At 74.1% G+C, this 17,259-nt stretch carries 14 protein-coding genes and 3 pseudogenes; 12 read left to right on the forward strand and 5 right to left on the reverse strand.

Annotation, left to right across the window (positions count from 1 at the left end; translation table 11 throughout):
- Positions 1 to 70: 70 nt before the first annotated feature.
- Positions 71 to 475 carry a hypothetical protein gene (locus tag ACIRBX_RS36655; RefSeq protein ID WP_402304391.1) on the reverse strand — a complete coding sequence of 135 codons (405 nt, stop codon included), beginning with the start codon at positions 473 to 475 and terminating at the stop codon, positions 71 to 73.
- A gap of 153 nt (positions 476 to 628) precedes the next feature.
- Here ACIRBX_RS36655 and ACIRBX_RS36660 point away from each other — a divergent pair, with 153 nt between their 5' ends.
- Both ACIRBX_RS36660 and ACIRBX_RS36665 read left to right on the forward strand, forming a co-directional pair.
- On the forward strand, positions 629 to 1,078 hold the full coding sequence (locus ACIRBX_RS36660) for a hypothetical protein (RefSeq protein WP_402304394.1): 450 nt from the start codon (positions 629 to 631) through the stop codon (positions 1,076 to 1,078).
- On the forward strand, positions 1,075 to 3,501 hold the full coding sequence (locus tag ACIRBX_RS36665; RefSeq protein WP_402304397.1) for an NB-ARC domain-containing protein: 2,427 nt from the start codon (positions 1,075 to 1,077) through the stop codon (positions 3,499 to 3,501). Before ACIRBX_RS36660 ends, ACIRBX_RS36665 begins: the two co-directional genes overlap by 4 nt.
- A 396-nt stretch (positions 3,502 to 3,897) precedes the next feature.
- Here the strand turns inward: ACIRBX_RS36665 and ACIRBX_RS36670 are convergent, their stop codons facing one another.
- From ACIRBX_RS36670 to ACIRBX_RS36680, 3 genes and pseudogenes are all read right to left on the reverse strand, one after another.
- Positions 3,898 to 4,392, reverse strand: coding sequence for a DUF6480 family protein (locus ACIRBX_RS36670; protein WP_402304400.1), 495 nt, complete (start codon positions 4,390 to 4,392; stop codon positions 3,898 to 3,900).
- A 229-nt stretch (positions 4,393 to 4,621) separates the two neighbouring features.
- A pseudogene (locus ACIRBX_RS36675) lies at positions 4,622 to 4,879 on the reverse strand (phosphoketolase); the annotation flags it as partial.
- 771 nt (positions 4,880 to 5,650) lie between these two features.
- Positions 5,651 to 7,264, reverse strand: coding sequence for a peptide chain release factor 3 (locus tag ACIRBX_RS36680; protein ID WP_402304402.1), 1,614 nt, complete (start codon positions 7,262 to 7,264; stop codon positions 5,651 to 5,653).
- Positions 7,265 to 7,451: 187 nt separating this feature from the next.
- Between ACIRBX_RS36680 and ACIRBX_RS36685 the strand changes: the two genes are divergently transcribed.
- Together ACIRBX_RS36685 and ACIRBX_RS36690 are read left to right on the forward strand one after the other, a co-directional pair.
- Positions 7,452 to 8,480: a YihY/virulence factor BrkB family protein gene (locus ACIRBX_RS36685; protein ID WP_402304405.1), complete on the forward strand. Its 1,029-nt coding sequence runs from the start codon at positions 7,452 to 7,454 to the stop codon at positions 8,478 to 8,480.
- A 170-nt stretch (positions 8,481 to 8,650) separates the two neighbouring features.
- Positions 8,651 to 9,388 carry a hypothetical protein gene (locus ACIRBX_RS36690; protein ID WP_402304407.1) on the forward strand — a complete coding sequence of 246 codons (738 nt, stop codon included), beginning with the start codon at positions 8,651 to 8,653 and terminating at the stop codon, positions 9,386 to 9,388.
- Positions 9,389 to 9,521: 133 nt separating this feature from the next.
- On the opposite strand, the gene ACIRBX_RS36695 is transcribed toward ACIRBX_RS36690, so the two are convergent.
- Positions 9,522 to 10,019 (reverse strand): DHHA1 domain-containing protein, encoded by a 498-nt coding sequence (locus ACIRBX_RS36695; RefSeq protein WP_402304438.1) that lies wholly within the window; start codon positions 10,017 to 10,019, stop codon positions 9,522 to 9,524.
- 194 nt (positions 10,020 to 10,213) lie between these two features.
- Between ACIRBX_RS36695 and ACIRBX_RS36700 the strand changes: the two genes are divergently transcribed.
- The 8 genes and pseudogenes from ACIRBX_RS36700 to ACIRBX_RS36735 form a co-directional block, all read left to right on the forward strand.
- Entirely contained in the window at positions 10,214 to 11,026 is an 813-nt protein-coding gene (locus ACIRBX_RS36700; RefSeq protein ID WP_402304410.1) for a MucR family transcriptional regulator, read from the forward strand.
- A 125-nt stretch (positions 11,027 to 11,151) separates the two neighbouring features.
- Entirely contained in the window at positions 11,152 to 11,436 is a 285-nt protein-coding gene (locus tag ACIRBX_RS36705) for a hypothetical protein (protein ID WP_402304413.1), read from the forward strand.
- A 250-nt stretch (positions 11,437 to 11,686) separates the two neighbouring features.
- Positions 11,687 to 11,776: pseudogene (locus ACIRBX_RS36710) on the forward strand (hypothetical protein); the annotation flags it as partial.
- Between the two features lie 175 nt (positions 11,777 to 11,951).
- Positions 11,952 to 12,212, forward strand: a complete 261-nt coding sequence (locus ACIRBX_RS36715) for a hypothetical protein (RefSeq protein ID WP_402304416.1) — start codon at positions 11,952 to 11,954, stop codon at positions 12,210 to 12,212.
- Between the two features lie 62 nt (positions 12,213 to 12,274).
- On the forward strand, positions 12,275 to 13,480 hold the full coding sequence (locus ACIRBX_RS36720; protein ID WP_402304418.1) for a PP2C family protein-serine/threonine phosphatase: 1,206 nt from the start codon (positions 12,275 to 12,277) through the stop codon (positions 13,478 to 13,480).
- A 178-nt stretch (positions 13,481 to 13,658) separates the two neighbouring features.
- On the forward strand, positions 13,659 to 15,257 hold the full coding sequence (locus ACIRBX_RS36725; protein ID WP_402304441.1) for an FMN-binding glutamate synthase family protein: 1,599 nt from the start codon (positions 13,659 to 13,661) through the stop codon (positions 15,255 to 15,257).
- Positions 15,233 to 16,960, forward strand: a complete 1,728-nt coding sequence (locus ACIRBX_RS36730) for a thiamine pyrophosphate-dependent enzyme (protein ID WP_402304421.1) — start codon at positions 15,233 to 15,235, stop codon at positions 16,958 to 16,960. Before ACIRBX_RS36725 ends, ACIRBX_RS36730 begins: the two co-directional genes overlap by 25 nt.
- Positions 16,961 to 17,098: 138 nt before the next feature.
- Positions 17,099 to 17,259 (forward strand): annotated as a pseudogene (locus tag ACIRBX_RS36735) (PRC-barrel domain containing protein); the annotation flags it as partial.

The following is a 17,259-nucleotide window of genomic DNA, read 5'->3' on the forward strand; positions in this document are numbered from 1 at the left end:
TGCCCAGAAGCACCGAGGACGCGGTCCCGCGCCGTTCCGTGGAGCGGCGCGGGACCGGCTGGTCGCCCGGCTACCGGCCGACCGCCTGCACCGCCGCCCAGATGCGCTTCACCGCGTTGTCACGGGCGGGAGCGTTCTTGGCGCTGAAGACGGTGGTCATCCGCCGGTGCGCCACCAGGTAGGTCCGGTCGGCGCCCGTCTGCAGACGGACGACCATCCTGGACGGCCCCTCCCCCGCCTCGACCGCGGTGATGTCCAGCAACGGGAGGTAGTGGTCGTCCAGTCTGGCGAGGGCGTTGCCCAGCCCGAAGATCGACTTGGCCAGTGTCCCGCCCTCGACGGTCATCGGCTTGAACACCAGCCGCCGGTCGGTGAGCACCAGGCGTCCCCCCACACGCGCTGCGGTGAGCGAGCCGATCGCCGTCGCCGCGATCCACTGACCGAGCAGTTCCTCACCAGGCCACAGATCCGTCATTCCGTTCCCCTCCCTGAGCGCCGCCCCCGTCCCGGCCAGCGTTCCCGGACGGCCACCGGGGCGAACGGACGGAGCGTCAGTTTCTCTCTAGGGGTGGACAGTTGCCGATCGGGTAGGACAGCGATCAGACATCGATTCGGCAAGGGGGGCACCATGCTGACGGAGACCTTGACGGCCTTGGCCGCAGCGGGCGGCACTGCGGTGGTGGGGGCGGCCGGCACCTCGCTCTGGGAGGGCATCCGCTCCGGAACCGCCAGGCTGTTCGGGCGGGGCGACGCGGACCGCGAGCGCCTCGAACTGGTGGAGCTCGACCGGACGGCGGCTGCCCTGGAGGCAGCCGGACCGGAGGCGGTGGTGGCGGTCCGGGCGGAGCAGCTGACCGCCTGGCGCACCCGGCTGGTCACCCTGCTCCAGGCCGCCTCCGAGGAGGAGCGGGACCAGCTCGCGAAGGACCTGCTGGCCTTGATCGAGAATCACGGCACACCGGCCGCCCGGGAGGAAGCCACCGTCATCCTGCAGAACAACGACTTCCGCGGGCCCACCGCCCTGATCGCGGGCAACCACAACACCCAGCACATCACGTTCGGCACGAGCGGGACGTGACGGACCCTCAGGACGGCGTCCGGCCCTCGCAGCCGGACGCCGTCTCCGCCGATCCGGCCGATGCCGCACGACCGCTCGCCGAGGACGTCGCTGGGGAGCACACAGTCGTGGAGCGCGCCGTCGAGGAGGACGCCGTCGTGGAGGGCGTCGTCGTGAAGAACGTCGCCACCGTGCGCGACAGCACGTTCAACGGGCTCACGGCCCTGATGGTGGGCAGCGACAACACCATGAACGTGTACTTCCCCCCACCGCCGACGCCGGTGGAGTGGCCCTGCGTGCGCGGGCTCCCGCCGCACCGCGCCGACGGGTTCCGCCCGCGCGCGCTGCCGTTCGACCTGGTGGGGCCCGCCCCGGACGGCGGCGACCCGCTGTCCTGGGTGCTGACCGGCCTCGGCGGGTCCGGCAAGACCCAGATCGTCGCGGACCTCGCCGACCGCGAGCTCCGCGACGGCCGCCTGGACCTCCTCCTGTGGGTCACGGCCACCTCCCGGGACGCGGTCGTGGCCGCCTACGCCGACGCCGCCCACGCACTCTTCGGCGCGAGCACCGCCACCCCCGACCGGGCCGCCGCCGAGTTCCTGACCTGGCTGCTCCCACGGCCCGCCGCGCCCGGGGCGCACCCGCGCCGCTGGCTGGTGGTCCTCGACGACGTCGCGGACCCGGACCACCTCCGCGGGCTGTGGCCGCCACCGTCGCCGTACGGCCGGACCCTGGCCACCACCCGGCGTCAGGAGGCGGCCCTCGGCGGAGACCGCCGCCGCCTGGTGACCGTCGGGGTGTTCACCCCGCAGGAGGCGGCCGACTACCTCCGGGAGTCCACGGAACGGGCCGGACGCGAGGACCCGGAGGCCGAACTCGCCGCCCTGGCAGCCGATCTGGGGCACCTGCCGCTGGCCCTGGCCCAGGCCGGCGCCTACCTGGCGGACGACCCGGCACTGAGCTGCGCCGAGTACCGCACCGAGCTGGCGGACCGCCGACTGACCCTGTCCGACGTCTTCCCCGAGGGCTCGGCCGTCCCCGGCGGCCCGGAGCCGGTGGCGCTCACCTGGGCCCTCTCCGTCCGCCGGGCCGACGACCTGAGGCCGTCCGGAGCGGCCGGCCCCGTCCTGGAGGTCGCGTCCTTCCTCGACCCCAACGGCATCCCCGCCGGGGTCCTGACCGCACCGAGCGTGCTCCGGCTGCTGCCCGGCGCCGATCCGGCCGGAGACCCGGCGACCGGCGCCCGGACGGTCCGTCAGGCCCTCGCCAACCTGCGGCGGCTGAGCCTCGCCGAGCTCGACCCGCACCGGGCGGCGGCGGCCGTCCGGGTCCACCAGTTGGTGCAGCGCTCCGTCCGCGAGGCGATGAGCCCGGCCGCGGCCGCCCGGACCGCCACCGCCGCGGCCGACGCGCTGCTCGCCCCCTGGGCCGACCGGACCGACCCGGTGACGGACGCCGCCCTGCGGTCGAACGCCGCCGCGCTGGCCGCCGAGGCGTACGAGCAGCTGCTCCTCCCCGGCCCGCACGAGCTGCTGTACCGCTGGGGGCGCAGCCTCGGGGAGGCCGGCCGCACCGGAGTCGCCGTCCGGCACTTCGCCGAGCTGTGGCGGGAGGTGCGCTCGCGGTTCCCGGACGACGACGAACTACGCTTCAAGACCCGGGGGTACCTGGCCTGGTGGACGGCGAAGTCCGGCGACCACCGGGGGGCCGCCGAGGCGTTCGAGGCCCTGTTGGCCGATCAGGAGCGGCTGCTCCCCCCGGAGTCGGACGCCCTGCTGCAGACCCGTCGCAGCGCTGCGGTCTGGCGCGGCCACGCGGGCGACGCACCCGGCGCCGTCGCCGCGCTGGAACGGCTCTACGAGGACTGGACCCGGATCGCCGGCGCCGACGCGCCGGGAGCCGTGAGCACCCGCAACCACCTGGCCACCCTCCGGACCTTCGTCGGCGACCACGCCCGTGCGCTGGACACCCGCCTGGAGGACCTGCGGAAGGCCGAGGCCCTGCACGGCCGGGACGACCCGCGCACGGTGGAGGCCCGGGCGGCGGCGATGCTGGTCCGCGGCGAGCTGGGCGAACCGGCCGTCGCCCGGGACGCCTGCGCCGAGCTCGCCGCCGTGCGGCAGGCCCAGGCACCCGACCACGCCGACGCACTGGCGGCCCGCGCCCAGCACGCCGAGTGGACGGGCCGCGCGGGCGACCCGGCCGAGGCCGTCCGCCTGCTGGAGGGCGTCCTGGCGGACCGCCTGCGGCTGCTCGGTCCGGCCGAGGCACACACGCTCCACAGCCGCGAGGCGCTGGCGCTCTGGCGGGCCGAGTCCGGGGACCACGCGGGGGCCGTGCGTGACCTGGAGGCCCTGGTGCCCGACCAGATCGCCGTCCTCGGGGTCGACAACCCGGCGGTCGACCGGACCACCCGCATGCTGAGCCGCTGGCGCACGGGCTGATCCCAGGTGCACGGCTCCCGCCCCCGTCCGGCCTCGGCGGCCCGCCGTCGACCGGGCGGGCGAACCGAGCCGGGCGGCTCGCTCCCCCGGTGGCCCGCAGCCGGCACCGAAGGTCGGCGACGAAACGTCCGGACGTCTCCAGCGCGATGGACCCGGTCGGCAGGCTGCCGACCCGGCTGCTCCCGGTGGGCGAGGCCGCAGATGTCCGACTCGGCCTACCGGGGAATCAGCCGGCGCGGGAACTCGGCCCGGACCCGCCACGCGCCGGCATGCGGCGCGACCTCGCGCCGCAGGAACTCGCGGACCCTCCCAGCACTTCGGCCTCGTCGGCGGACAGCAGGTCCTGAAAGTCCGTCAACAGCCGTGGGATGCAGTCCCTCACGCACTCGCGCCGAGCTACCAACTGAAGATCCGCCCGATCAGGAATCCGAGCACGCAGAGCACCATCACGCCCACCAGTACCAGTGGCCACGCTCCCCACGCGGTGCGGACCTCCGGCGGCTCGGGGACGGAGATCCCGGCGGTCGTGCTGCTCTCGCCGGCCGGGGTCTCCTCCGGCAGGACCCCGGTGCGGCCGGGTTCGTTGATCACCCGTAGCAGCTCCTCGCGGTCCAGCTCCACCTCGTCGGTGCCGGCCGCGCCCTCGCGGGCGTAGCGGAACGCCCCGTCATGGGAGAAGAGCACCGACACCCTACGGCCCGCCCGGGAGAGCCACATGACTCCGGCCCCGCCGTCGCCAGCGGATTCGGCCTGCCAGTCCACCCGCCAGCCTGCGGCGGCACCCCGCCCGCCGATCAGGATCTGCTCGGCGCTCCAGTGGACCGGCCGCACCGGGTCGTCGTCCGCCGGTCCGGCTTCCCGGGGCCCGGTCGGGTCGTCGTGCTGGGACATCGCGGCCTCCTTCGCACAGCCTTCTCCCCGCTCGGAGCCGGACTCGTACCGTCCGGATCGCGGGGCCGCCGAGGCGCCTACCCGGTGTGCGCGATCCGATCGCGACCGCCGGTCCCCACCTCGCGTTCCGCCTCGTCGAGGACGAGCGGATCACGCCCGGGGCGACGGAGTACGCGGTGGACGGGCACCCGATCGTCACGGGTCCGAGCCCTTCGCCGTCTCCGGCCGTTCAGGGGCGCCACGTCCAGTCGGTGATCTCGGCGGGGTCGGTGCCGGTACGGCGGATCTCCGCGCGCAGGCGGTCGCGGTGGCCGGCGTAGGCAGCGGCCAGGTCGCCGGTGGTGGCGGCGCGGTGGCGCAGGTGGGTGAGGGCGAGGTCGTGGCGGGTGACGCCATCCAGGGCCAGCAGGTCGTAGGGCGTCGTGGTGGTGCCCTCCTCGACGTAGCCGCGCACGTGGAAGCGGTCCGGGTTCGGGCGGCCGTGGAGGAGCTGCCGAACCGCTCACGGAAGTCCGCGTACGACAGTGCCTGCCACCCCGTCAGCACCGCTGTCCCGCAGGTGTCCGGCGGAGCCGTACCCGGGGTGCGGTCGGGCTGCCCGGTGCATCGCCACCGCGATCACGCACCACCGCGACGTCCGGCGGCTCCTGACGGATCGACAGCCCTTCCGGGTGATGGCACCCCTCCGACCGGGCGACGGCGTGCGGGTGAGGGAGCGGGGCGGACGCGTTCCTCGGGGACGCCCCTCCGACCGACCGGCAGGACCGCGCGCCGTCCCCCGCCCTGGTGGCACCGGTGGGGACGACGCCGGGAGGTCCGCCATCCATCCCTGCTCGCCGGGCGCATCGTCCCGGCCGGCCCGGCTTCGCAGACCGAACCGTGGAGCTTCGGCATGTCCGCGCGGCGCACTGGGCAGACATTCCGTCAGGAGGTGCCGGTCATGATCAGAGTTCGAATCGTCCGCCGCCCGGGCCCTAGCCGGCCCCTGCCCCCGCTGGACCTGCGGACGCCCAAGGGCCGGCCGCTGCCCTACTGAGCAGGGCCCGGCCCGCCCGGGGTGACCTGCTCGGCCGGATCGACTCCCGGAGGCGGGACCGGTCCTCGCGGCCGAGGACCGCGCTGCTCACACCGTCCCAGTGGCCCTCGGCGGCTGCCCGGCCCCAGGCTCGGCGGCAGCCCGACCCCCGGCCCCTCGGACCGGCTGCACCGGGGCGGGGCCGTGCCTCTCGCCGGGCGTGCCGTCGAACGCGCCGGCGGATCAGTCCGCCGTGGCGATCAGCGGCTCCAGCAGGACGTCGGGCTGGGCGCGCTGGAAGGCGTTCAGCTGCCACTTGTCGGAGAACAGCGCCAGCAGCACGTCATCGGAGCGGCGGGTGAGCACCTCGCCGTTGATCAGGCGGGACTTGCCCAGGGCCGCGGCGCCGTCGGCGTCGGTGATCCGGGCCACCCGGTAGGAGAGGTGGTCGAGGGAGATGGGGGACGAGAACTCGTGCTCCATCCGGTGCAGGATCACGTCGAACTGCATCGGACCGACCGCCGCCATGACCGGCGCCTGGTCGCCGCGCCGGTCGGAGACCAGGACCTGGATCACGCCTTCCTCGTCGAGCTGCGAGATGCCCTTGCGGAACTGCTTGGACCGGCTGATGTCCTTGGGCCGGGCCACCGCGAAGTACTCGGGGGCGAACGCGGGCAGGGCGGGGAACTCGGCCTTCTTGCCGGTGTAGAGGGTGTCGCCGACCCGCAGCGCGCTCGCGTTGATCAGGCCGACCACATCGCCGGGGTACGCGGTGTCGACCACGGTGCGCTCGGCGCCGAAGACGGTGTGCGCGTACTTGGTGGCGAACGAACGGCCGCTGGCCGCCCGGGTGACGTGCATGCCGCGCTCGAAGACGCCGGAGCAGACGCGGACGAAGGCGATCCGGTCGCGGTGGGCCGGGTCCATGTTCGCCTGGATCTTGAACACCAGGCCGGAGAACTCCTCACTGACCTCGCGGCTGCCGCCCTTGGCCAGCGGCCGGGGGGCGGGAGCCGGAGCGAGGTCGACCACGGCGTCCAGCAGGAGCTTCACGCCGATGTTGGTCAGCGCGGCGCCGAAGAAGACCGGGCTGATCTTGCCGGTCTCGAAGGCCTCCTGGTCGTAGCCGGGGCCGGACGAGAGCACCAGCTCCAGCTCCTCCAGCGCGTTCGTCCAGGCCTCGCCCTCCTGCTCGGCCGCGCTCTCGGAGGTGAGCCGCTCCTCGAGGGCGGCGTGCGTACCGGCCGGCACCTTGGTGTAGCGCAGCATCTCCTCGGTGTTCTCCGCCTCGACCAGGCCGCGCAGGTTGCCCGCGCCGCCCACCGGCCAGACCACCGGGACGGGGGTGATCCCGAGGTGGGTCTCGATGTCCTCGAGCAGGGTGAGCGCGTCCTGGCCGCGCCGGTCCCACTTGTTGATGAAGGTGATCACGGGGACGCCGCGGTGGCGGCAGACCGCGAAGAGCTTGCGGGTCTGCTCCTCCAGGCCCTTGGCCGCGTCGACCAGCATGATCGCGCAGTCGACGGCGGCCAGCACCCGGTAGGTGTCCTCGGAGAAGTCGGCGTGGCCGGGGGTGTCGACCAGGTTCATCACGTGGTCGCGGTAGCCGAACTGCAGGGCGGCCGAGGTCACCGAGATGCCGCGCTCGCGCTCCAGCTCCATCCAGTCGCTGGTGACGCCCCGTCGGTCGCCCTTGGCGTGCACCGCACCGGCCGAGGTGATCGCCCGCGCGTGCAGCGCCAGCGCCTCGGTGAGCGTGGACTTGCCCGCGTCCGGGTGGCTGATGACGGCGAAGGTCCGCCGGCGGCCGGCCTCGCGAAGGACCTGCACGACGGGGGTGGACTGTACGGTGCTCACGTGATTCCTCGGGGACGTCTCGGCAGCAGGCCGGTGACGCCTCTCCGTACCTGGGGAGCCAGGATCAAGTCCGAAGGCCCAGGAAGCGATAATAGGCCGTCAGGTGGCGTGGCCCCGAATTCCCGCCCTGCCCGAGTGGGAGGCCCCCGCCGTGCATGGACCGGGCCGGGCGGGAAAGCCGTGGTGCATGGCGACACCTGGACCTGACCGTGCGGACGAGCGTGACCCCGTTGACCTGGGGCGGAACGAGGGGCCGCCCTCCGAGGCGGGGGCCCCGGACAAGCCCACCGAGCTGCCGGGCCGGGCCTGGCGGCAGGTGCTCCGCGGCACGGTCCGCGAGTTCAAGGACGACGAACTGGCCGACCGGGCCGCCGCATTGACGTACTACGGGGTGCTCGCGCTGTTCCCCGCGCTGCTGGTGCTGGTGTCCCTGCTGGGGATCGCCGGGGAGTCCACGACCCGGCGGGTGCTGGACAACCTGCAGAAGCTCGCGCCGGGATCGGCCCGTGACGTGATCACCGACGCGGTGGAGCAGTTGCAGGGCCGGGCCGGCATCGGATCGCTGCTCGCGGTGGTCGGTCTGGTGGTCGCGGTGTGGTCGGCCTCGGGCTACGTCGCCGCGTTCATCCGGGCCGCCAACGCCGTCTACGACATCCCGGAGGGCCGGCCGGTGTGGAAGGTGCTGCCGCTGCGGCTGGGCCTGACCGTCGCGCTGATGCTGCTGGCCTGCGCGAGCGCGCTGATCGTGGTCCTCACCGGCGGGGTGGCCCGCCAACTGGGCACGGCCCTGGGCATCGGTGACACCGCGCTGACGGTGTGGTCGATCGCCAAGTGGCCGGTGCTGGCCGTCCTGGTGACGGCGATGATCGCCCTGCTCTACTGGGGGGCGCCCAACGCCACCGGGCGCGGCTTCCGGTGGGTGACGCCGGGCAGCGTCCTCGCCCTGCTGATCTGGCTGGCCGCCTCGGCCGGCTTCGCGGTCTACGTCGCCAACTTCGCCTCCTACAGCAAGACCTACGGCACGCTGGCCGGAGTGATCGCCTTCCTGGTGTGGTTGTGGATCACCAACATCGCGGCCCTGCTCGGGCTGGAGTTCGACGCCGAGATGTCCCGCCAGCGCGCGGTCGCCGGGGGGCATCCGGCGGACGAGGAGCCCTACGTCGCCCCGCGCGACACCCGCGCGTGGAGCGACGAGGAGCGCCGCCGCATCGAGTGACCACCGCCCCGGCCGACCGCGAGTCCGGAGTACGCGTTCCCGGCAGGTCCCCTCGCCCCTGAACGGACTCGCCGCTCCCCCGGCTGCTGACCGGTCGACCGGCAGGAGTGGAACGCCCCAGGCCGGGCAGCCGCCGGGGCAGCCGTGCAGAAGAGGAGGGAGGCACCCTGATGGAGTCGGACCGGACCACGCCGGAACACCGGGTGAAGGCCAGCGAACGCTTCCCCCGGCACGAGCGCCGGGGCGAGGCCCGGCTGCCGGCCGTGCTGGCGACGCTGGTGGCGATCCTGCTCTACGTGGCCCTGCCGGAGCGACTGCTGCTGGGGCCCCGGTTCGTGCTCCCCGCCCTGGAACTCGTGCTGCTGATCCCGCTGATCGCGGTGAACCCGCGCCGCATGACCCGTCAGAACCGGCTCTCCCGCACGCTGTCGCTGCTCCTGGTCGCCGTGATCGGCCTCAGCAACCTGGCCTCGCTCGGGCTGCTCGTGCACGCCATGGTCACCCGGCAGGCCACCAACGGCGGCCCGCTGCTGCTCGCCGCGCTCCAGGTCTGGGCCACCAACATCATCATCTTCGGCCTGGCGTTCTGGGAGCTGGACCGCGGCGGCCCGGTCGTCCGGACCCAGGCTGACCGCTGCGACCTGCCGCTGGCCGACTTCCGGTTCTCCCAGGACGAGAACGACGACGCCGTCGAGGAGGTCGCCGACGGCTCCGCGCGCAGGAGCGACTGGGTGCCCACCCTGATGGACTACCTCTACGTGTCGGTCACCAACTCCACCGCCTTCAGCCCCACCGACACCATGCCCCTCTCCACCAGGGCGAAGGCGCTGATGAGCGTCGAGAGCGTCTCCGCCCTCATCACCACCCTGCTCGTCATCGCCCACGCCGTCGGCGTCCTCGACGCGTGACCGCCACGTCCGACCGGCCGCGAACGGGCGGAGTGAGGTGGCGTTCCGGCCGGCCTCGGCAGACGGGCCGGGGTGGTGCGGGTGGGTTCGGGGCCGCCGCACCACCCCGGTTGCAGGTCAGAGGAGTTGAGACTCAGGGGCGGTCGGCGAGGTGGGCCGGGAGGCGGTCGAGGGCCTGGGTGAGCCGGGCGGGGTCGAGACCGCCGCCTTGGGCGGTGTCGGCGGTACCGCCGCCCCGGCCTCCGGGCAGCTCGCGGACCAGGTCGGCGGCCGACAGACCCACCCGGCGGGCCGCGTCGTTGACGGTGACGACCAACTGGCCACCCTTGGCACCGGTGCCGGTGACCGCCACCACTCCCGGCCGTCCCGCGGGGAGCCGCTCGCGCACCGCCTGGGCCAGTTGCCGTGCCTCGCCCGGCTCCCCGCCATCACCGAGCCGGGCCAAAAGAACGCCGCCGATGTCCTCGGCGGCGGGCGCGGCCTGGGCGGCGCGCTGCGTCACGGCCTGGCGGCGCAGCCGCTCGGCCTCCTGGTCGGCTGCCTTCAGACGCTGTGTCAGGGCTTGGATGCGGTCGGGGATTTCGGCGCGGGGGCCCCGTCCAGGTCGAGTCCGGCGCCGGTCTCGTGGCAGGACGACTCGATGCCCGGCACAGCGGGTGAATCCGGCACGGCCGCGCCTTTCTGCTCATATAAGGCAGTTGCACATAGTGTGCAATAAGAACGAGGTGTGCGTCTTCGGGATCGGTCCGGGCACGACCACGCCGCGCCGGAAACAAGCCGTCGCAGACGCCGTGCATCGCCGGGTGCCGGCCGGAAGGATCGGTCGTGAACGCCGTGCCCCGCGAGCCCTCGGCCGCCGCCGCCCGGTTCGGACGGCTGGAGCGGGACGAGGGCGCCGATCTGGTGATCTGTCACGTCTGCGGACGCGGGTTCCGTGCGCTGGGGTCCCACGTGAGGGCACACGGCATGACGGCCGCCGAGTACCGCGACGAGTTCGGCCTGCTGCGCACCCGGGCGCTGAGCTCCAGGGACACCAGCCGGAGCCGCTCGACGGCGCAGCGGGCCGCCTTCGAGTCCACGCCCCGGGTGCGCGAGGGGCTGATGGTGGGTCAGGCGATGGCGCGCGACGGGGAGTTGACCCGGCAGGCACGCAGGGCGGCGGCCGAGCGCGGTGACTGCGCCGAGCTGGTCCGGGAGCAGGCCGAGCGGCTCGCCGACGGCCGCCGGACCCAGGCCGCCAGGGCGGCGCTGCGGCTGGAGGCGCGGGTCTGCGCATTGGGCTACGCACACGTCGGGGCGGCGGTGTGGGCGCTGTACGCCGGCGCGGGTCTCAGTCTGGAGGCGACCGCCCGGACCCTCGGGGTGGGGCACGAGCAGATGCGGCGGCTGCTCGTCGACTGGGCGGTGCCGGTTCGGCCGGTCGGTGCGAACTCGTCGGCCGGCCGCCGCGCCCGGGTCGCACTCAACGACCTGGCGGCGGCACGTCGGGTCGGCACGGACGACATCGGGGCGTGGCTCAAGGTGCGCCGCGCGGAGGGTGTCACGCTCGCCGAACTGGCTGCCCGTACGGGGCGGAGCATCCCGTGGGTGGCGGCCCGGGCCCGCCACTCCACCGGCGGCCGAACAGCGGCGAAGTGACCTCCGCCTTGGCCGTCGCCCGCCGTGCGGCCAGGTGGCGCAGTGACCGGGCGGGGCACGGACGGCAGGCCTAGCGTCGGCGGCGAGGGCGGAACTGACCGCCCCCACAACGAAAGTGACTCGACATGAACAAGCGCATCGCCCGTGTCGTCGCCACCACCGCGCTCGCCGCCGGTGTCCTCGCCGTGCCGGCCGCCGGTTCGGCCTTCGCCGACACCCGGGGCTCCGAGCAGTTCTACAACCACGAGGTCCAGGCCTCCACCAGCCACGTGAGCTACAGCGAGAGCACCACCTACTACGCCGCCAACGACTGGAACGGGCACGACGGGCAGGGCCAGTGGGGCCACGACCACCACCAGTGGGGGCACGGCCGCTACGGTCTGCTGGGCCTGGGCATCCTCGGCCTCTGACCACCGCCTGACACGGCTCGAGCCGTGAACGGCGGGGCTCCCCGATCCCGACGACCCGGAGCCCCGCCCCGTGCGCGCCCTCACGCCGAAGCCGCGCACACCCCGACTTCGCCGCCCCCGGGACGGCGGACTGCCCTCCCCCGGCGGATTCACCTGTTCGGACGGCCGCCCCGCCCTCGGCGGAGACGATCGCCCGGGCACGCGCACCTGACCGCCCGGAAGGACACCCCCTACGGCGCCCCCGCCGCAGCCCTCGGCTGCCGTTGACGACGTTCGCGCCCGTACCCGTGGAGTCCTCCGGCGTCGCGCACTGGACCGACCGCCAGCCGCAGGCGTCTGACGCCCCGTCACCCTGCTTCCCCGGTAGCCTTGTTCGCCCCGCGACGGGTCGGGAGGTCGACGCCTCGGTGCCCGAATCGATGAGGGTGGCCCGGAGACGACGCGTTCCCGAGGGTCGGCCCGGTCTCACGCAGTACAGCTGCACGAGCGCCGCCGAGGACCGCAGCGTCTTCATCGTGCTGCTGCCCGACGAGGTCAGCCGGCCCACCGAGCCCGGCACACCGGTGGCAGCGGTGGGCGCCGTCGCCCTGTACGACCAGGCCTCGATCGGCGGCCACCTGCACGTGCGCAAAGGCTCGGTCGGCTACGACTTCGACCCCCTCGGCACGTCCGTCCCCACCCAGCACTCCGACCGGATCCGCGACCGCCTCCGGACGCCGGCACGCGCGGTCGCGTCCAGGCTACGAGCGCCCCGACCCCGGCCCCCGGACGGGTGAACCCGGGACGGGCCCGGCCACGCCGGGCGTCGTGCTGCGGCGCCGTGGGTTCGAGTGGGGGCATGGCAGAGCAGCGGACCCCACCCCTCAACCTCGGCGAGCAGCTCCTGGAGGAGTTCCTCACCACCGGCCGCACCACGGATCCGCTCGACGTGGCGGCGATCGCCCAGCGGTACACCCAGAGCACCGGCATCGGCGCCAGCACGGTCTACCTGGCCGACATCCAGCAGCACCTGCTGCTCCCCGTGGGCGGCGGCACCGCCCTGCCGATCGAGGGCACGATGGCCGGCTGGGCCTTCCGGACCGGGACGCTGCGGGTCGGCGAGGACAGCGACACCGGACTGCGCAGCTGGTTCCCGCTGGTCGACGGCGCGGAGCGGCTCGGCGTGCTGGGCGTGCACGCGCAGGCGCTGGACCGCGAGGCGCTGCGCCGCTGCCGGCTGATCGCGGCGGTGGTCGCCATGGTGATCACCTCGAAGCGGGACAGCAGCGACAGCTACGCCCGGGGCACCCGGGCCGACACCATGAGCCTGCCGGCCGAGATGCTCCGGGCCTTCCTGCCGGTGCGCACCGTGGCCACCGGGCAGGCGGTCTCCACCGCCGTGCTGGAGCCCGCGTACGACCTCGGCGGGGACGCCTTCGACCACTCGCTGTCGGCGGGCGTGCTGCACGCGGCGGTGCTGGACGCGATGGGCCACGACCTCGCCTCCGGACTGACGGCGGCCGTCGCCCTGGCGGCCTGCCGCAACGCGCGGCGCAACGGCGCGGACCTCCCCGACCTGGTGCGCACCATCGACGAGGCCCTCGCCGGGTGGCTGCCCGACCGGTTCGCCACCGGCGTGTTCCTCCGCCTCAACCTCTCGACGGGCACGGTGCACTGGGCCAACTGCGGACACCCCGCCCCGCTGCTGATCCGCGACGAGGAGGTGGTGCCCGACGCCCTGGTGACGACGCCCGAGGTACCGCTCGGGCTCGCCGTGGAGCTCGGCGCGCCCCGCACGGTGCACACCACCTCGCTCGAACCCGGGGACCGGCTGCTGATCTACACCGACGGCATCGTCGAGGCCAAGGGCACCGACCGGGAGCTCTTCGGGCTGGAGCGGTTCACCCAGTTCATCATCCGCGCGACCGCCGCCGGGGAGCCCGCCCCCGAGGCGCTGCGGCGGCTGATCCACGCCCTGCTGGAGCAGCAGGACGCCAAGCTCACCGACGACGCCACGATCATGATGATCGAGTGGCAGCCGACGGGCCCGACCGGCCCGGGCTGAGCGGTGCCCGTCCGCAGCGAGCACGGCCTCGGCCCGTCCGCCGTCTCCCCATGCCTGCACCTGGGCCCCTGATCTGCTGCTCCAGCACCTCCGGCGGCGGCGGCGGGGGTTGGGCCGGGCCGGCCGGGTTAGACGCCCTACCGTGCTGAGATTCCTCTGGGTCGGTCTGTCCGTGATCATGGCGGCGGCAGCCGCGGTACTGGCCTTGGCCCGGTCGCCGTGGTGGTGGGTGGCGGCCGGTCCGCTGCTCGCGCTGGCCGTGCTGGCGGTGCGGGACGTGCTGCAACGGCAACACTCCGTGCTCCGGAACTACCCCGTGCTCGGCCACCTGCGGTTCGCCTTCGAGGCCATCCGGCCCGAGGTGCAGCAGTACTTCGTCGAGCGCAACCTCGAAGGCCGGCCGTTCGACCGGGACGTCCGCAGCATCGTCTACCAGCGGGCCAAGGGCACCGACGCCGAGGAGCCGTTCGGCACCGAGCTCGACGTGTACGAGCCCGGTCGCGAGTTCCTCATCCCCTCGATGGCTCCCGTGCCCGTCCCCACCGAGGCGCCCCGGGTCCGGATCGGCGGCCCGGACTGCACGCAGCCCTACGACATGGCGCTGCTGAACGTCTCCGCGATGAGCTTCGGCTCGCTCTCCGCCCACGCGATCCTCGCCCTGAACACCGGCGCCGCCCACGGCGGCTTCGCCCACGACACCGGCGAGGGCGGGCTCTCCGCGTACCACCTGCGCCCCGGCGGCGACCTGGTCTGGGAGATCGGCACCGGCTACTTCGGCTGCCGGACGCCGGACGGCGGCTTCGACCCGGAGCAGTTCGCCGAGAAGGCGGCGCACCCACAGGTGAAGTGCGTCTCGCTGAAGCTCAGTCAGGGAGCCAAGCCCGGGATCGGCGGGGTACTGCCGGGCGCCAAGGTCAACGCCGAGATCGCCGAGGTGCGCGGCGTCCCGCAGGGCGAGACGGTGATCTCGCCGCCCTACCACCGGGTCTTCGCCACGCCCCGGGAGCTGGTCCGCTTCCTGGCCCGGATGCGGGAGCTGGCCGGCGGCAAGCCGGTCGGGTTCAAGCTCTGCGTCGGCTCCCGCCGCGAGTTCCTCGCCGTCTGCAAGGCGATGCTGGAGGAGGGCGTGACTCCCGACTTCATCGTGGTGGACGGCGCCGAGGGCGGCACCGGAGCGGCACCGCTGGAGTTCGCCGACCACGTCGGACTGCCGCTCACCGAGGGCCTCCTGACGGTCCACCACGCCCTGATCGGCGCCGGCCTGCGGGACCGGCTCCGGATCGGCGCCAGCGGCAAGGTGGCCACCGGCAGCGACCTGGTGAAGCGGCTGGTGCAGGGCGCCGACTTCACCAACGCGGCCCGGGCCATGATGTTCGCCCTCGGCTGCATCCAGGCCCAGCGCTGCCACACCAACACCTGCCCGGTCGGCGTCGCCACCCAGGACCCGCGCCGGGCCCGCGCGCTGCACGTCCCCGACAAGGCCGAGCGGGTCCGCCGCTACCAGGAGGCGACGGTGAAGAGCGCGCTGCAGATCATGGCGGCGATGGGCGTCGACGACCCGTCACGGCTCGGGCCGCACCTGCTCCACCGCCGGGTGGACGGCCAGGACATCCGCTCCTACGCCGAGCTCCATCCCCCGCTCGCCCCCGGCGTGCTCACCACCGACCCGCCCGAGGAGTGGGCGGCCGACTGGCACGCCGCCGACCCCGACAGCTTCGCCGTCCGATCCCCCGACCTCCAGGAGGCACCCCCGTGGCCCGCACCGTCGCCCAGCTGATCGTCGACACCCTCGCCGAGTTGGAGGTGCGCCACGTCTTCGGGGTGGTCGGCGACGCCCTCAACCCGCTGACCGACGCCATCCGCACCACCGAGGGCATCGACTGGGTCGGCTGCCGCCACGAGGAGGCGGCGGCCTTCGCGGCCGGTGCGCAGTCCCAGCTCTCCGGCACCCTCGGCGTCTGCGCGGGCACCGTCGGCCCCGGCTCCGTCCACCTGCTGAACGGCCTGTACGACGCGGCCAAGAGCGGCACCCCGCTGCTCGCCATCACCGGTCAGGTGCCGCTCGCGGAGCTGGGCAGCGACTACTTCCAGGAGGTCGACAACGACCTGCTGTTCCGGGACGTCGCGCTCTTCCGGGCCACCGTCACCTCCCCCGCGCAGCTGCCCCGCCTGCTGGAGACCGTCGTCCGGGCGGCCGTCGGCGAGGGCGGCGTCGCGGTGCTCACCGTCCCGGGCGACCTCGGCGACCAGGAGGTCCCGGACGACCGGCCGGTCCGCATCCCGGCCGCCCGTGCGGTGACCCGGCCGGCCGACGAGGACCTGCGCGCGGCGGCGGAGCTGGTGAACGCGGGTGAACGGGTGACCCTGCTGGTCGGACGGGGCGCCCGCGGCGCGCGCGCCGAGGTGCTGGAACTCGCGGAGCGGCTCTCGGCGCCGATGGTGCTCACCCTGAAGGCCAAGGAGGGCTTCGAGGGCGACAACCCGTACCAGGTCGGCCAGACCGGGCTGATCGGCAACGCGGCGGCCGCCCACGCGCTGGACTCCTGCGACACCCTGCTGATGCTCGGCACCGACTTCCCCTACCGGGACTGGTACCCGACCGACTGCAAGGTCGTCCAGCTCGACCTGAGGGAGCGTCACCTCGGCCGCCGCACCCCGCTCGACCTCGGTCTGGTCGGGGACGTCGGCGCCACCCTGCGAGCCCTGCTGCCGCACCTGACCCCGGTGGCCGACCGCGCGCACCTGGACGACGCCCGCAAGCGCCACGAGGACTGGCGGGCCGAGCAGCGGCGGCTGGCCGACCCCCAGCACGACCACCGCCTGCTCGGCAGGCTGCGCAGCGCCTTCGACAACCGGGGCGGCGACGTCCGCCCGGAGGCGCTGGCCGCCGCCGTCGACGCCTGCGCGAGCGAGGACGCGGTCTTCACCGCCGACACCGGGATGGCGACGGTCTGGCTGTCGCGCTTCGTCGAGATGCGGGGCGGGCGCTCGCTGCTGGGCTCGTTCAACCTCGGCTCGATGGCGAACGCCATGCCGCAGGCCCTCGGCGCCCAACTCCTCGATCCGGAACGGCAGGTGGTCGCGTTCTGCGGGGACGGCGGCCTGAGCATGCTGCTGGGCGACCTGATGACGATCAAGACCTACGGGCTGCCGGTCAAGCTGGTCGTCTTCGACAACCGCCGGCTCGGCATGGTGAAGCTGGAGCAGGAGCAGGCCGGGCTCCCGGAGTTCGGCACCGAGCTGGACAACCCGGACTTCGCGGCGGTCGCCACCGCACTCGGGCTGACCGGCATCCGGGTCACCGGCCCCGGGGGGCTGGAGGAGGGCGTCCGGCGGGCCTTCGAGACCCCGGGGCCGGTCCTGCTCGACGTCCTGACGAACCCTCAGGAGCTCGCCGTCCCGGCGAAGCCGACCGTCGAGCAGGGCTGGGGCTTCGCCATCGCCAAGGTCAAGGAGACGCTGCGCAGCGCCGACCGCTGATCCGCGCCCGCCCCGGGGCCGGCGTGCCGGACGGTGATCCCCCGCCGGCGACGGACCCCCGATACGGAGGCGTGCATTCCGGACATCGGGGTAGCCGACTCGGCGTCAGAGCACCGACGAACCACCGAGGAGGCAGTGATGACCAGCGGACTGTGGGGCTACGAGGGGGCCGGCGGCTACGTGGCGGGTACCGACCTGTCCGGCTACCGGGTCGAGGCCACGGACGGTCACATCGGCAAGATCGACAAGCACACCGAGGACGTCGACTCCTCCTACATCGTGGTGGACACCGGCCCGTG

Source organism: Kitasatospora sp. NPDC096147, assembly GCF_044763225.1.
Lineage (GTDB): Bacteria > Actinomycetota > Actinomycetes > Streptomycetales > Streptomycetaceae > Kitasatospora.